This is a genomic window from Planktothrix tepida PCC 9214, assembly GCF_900009145.1.
GTDB classification, from domain to species: Bacteria; Cyanobacteriota; Cyanobacteriia; order Cyanobacteriales; family Microcoleaceae; genus Planktothrix; species Planktothrix tepida.
Genome location: NZ_LN889942.1, coordinates 1 through 1756, shown reverse-complemented (window position 1 = coordinate 1756; position 1756 = coordinate 1). Strand labels below are relative to the sequence as shown.

Sequence of the window (1756 nt, the reverse complement as noted above, 5' to 3'; positions counted from 1 at the left end):
TTGACACTCCCACCCCTGCGCTACGCTAAAGGGGTGGGATTCTCGTATCTAGTCCAGTCAAGCAGAGACAGTTGAATATACTCTTGTTTGACTGTATTCACCGAGTTCAGGGGTGTGCCAAGCACCCCATCAGTTAAACCGGATGAATCCATTACAGAAGCATCTCTCTGTAGGTCTAACTGACAAGAAAAACCGTCCCATTGAGCTAGGTTTTTCGCAGCATTCAAATCAGAGTTATGGTAGTGACCATTAGGGCAATTGAAATCATGTCGATTTCTTTTACCAATAAAACCACAGGTTGAACAGGATTTGGAAGTGTATGGCGCAGGTCTTTTAATTAATTTCAATCCTTTAAGAGCCAACTTATAATTAAGTTTCTGTTCCAAAGAATAATAAGACCAATTATGTCGAGATTCACCGGAATCAGAACGAGATTTTTGGCTCTGTTTCATTGTGCTTCGACATCCTTCTAAATCCTCAATAACAACATCAGCATTATGGTATTCGGCAAAACGAACAATTCGACGGCTGATTGTATGATTGATTGCATCCATCCATCGTCGTTCTTTTTTGTCCCATTTCTTTAATGCTCGAAACTTTTTAGCTTCTTGAAGTTGTTTTCTTCGTTGTTGAAAATAACGTCTCCGATGCTTAACGCTTTGACCATTAAAGAACTTACCAAAACCCTGTTTAGGTGCAACTACCGCTAAATTATTCTGTCCTCGGTCACATCCTAATCTTTTCTCCGTCTTAACTTCTGGAACATCCTCAGTAATTGACAGATAGGCATACCACTTATTTCGATGTTTAATTAATTTAAAAGAACCCCCTTGAATTGTTCCCTCTAACAATCCGTCTAAAACAGGTTGCCAATGGGGAGATGCAACTTCAATGGGAATTCTTTTTTCACCTTTAAGGGTTGGAAAACTAATTGAATAAGTATTCCCTTTTAGGGTTAACTTCCAGTTTTGGTTGTTAACTTCCACAGGAAGAACTTTATATTGTTTGGTTTTACGACCTGTGGGTGATGTGGTATGTCGGATTACTTGGTTAACAAGGGCAGATTTTAACTCGGACATAATTTTAGCTGTTGTCATTTTACGCCGTTCTTTAATCGGCAATGACAACAGCTTGTTGGCAACCCGTGTGTTTTCTGCCGTCATTTGCTCAAACACCTGAGCTTTACAACGGTTGAGATCCACGAATTTCAATTTAATCGTCCGAGTTATTTTTGTCATGTCATCCATGATAACATAAGGTTGATGAATCGTGTGTATCGACAATGACAGAAAATCAATATAGAAGAAAAAACACATCAGTTAGTCTGATCAACTATCATTTTGTCTTTTGCCCAAAAAGGAGGAAAAGGGTGTTGGTTAACGGAGTGAGCAGAAGATTAGAGGAAATTATCTACCAAAAAGCAAAAGAGCTAGAATGTGATGTCCTAGCTCTGGAGATAATGCCTGATCATGTGCATTTATTTATTAGTTGTCACCCTTTGATTGCTCCACATCAAATTATGTTCAGAATCAAAGGGGCATCATCAAGAATATTAAGAAAAGAATTTCCTCATTTACTTAAACTACCTTCTTTGTGGAGTCGAAGCTATTATTGTGGGACGGCTGGTTCTGTTTCTAGTGAAACTATCAAAAAGTATATTGCTAACCAAAACTCTCACTAGCCTTCACTCCGCCTAAAGGCGGGTATTCTACATCCCACGCTTGAAAGACGTGGGCTTTGAATACGGTTATTGTAA

The 1756-nt window shown here is 38.9% G+C and carries 2 protein-coding genes; one reads left to right on the top strand and one right to left on the bottom strand.

Going from position 1 to position 1756, the window contains the following annotated elements; translation table 11 throughout:
• Positions 1 to 20 precede the first annotated feature (20 nt).
• Entirely contained in the window at positions 21 to 1247 is a 1227-nt protein-coding gene (locus PL9214_RS29905) for an RNA-guided endonuclease InsQ/TnpB family protein (protein WP_222425192.1), read from the bottom strand.
• Between the two features lie 35 nt (positions 1248 to 1282).
• Here PL9214_RS29905 and tnpA point away from each other — a divergent pair, with 35 nt between their 5' ends.
• Positions 1283 to 1681: an IS200/IS605 family transposase gene (gene tnpA, locus PL9214_RS29900; RefSeq protein ID WP_072717176.1), complete on the top strand. Its 399-nt coding sequence runs from the start codon at positions 1283 to 1285 to the stop codon at positions 1679 to 1681.
• Positions 1682 to 1756 lie beyond the last annotated feature (75 nt).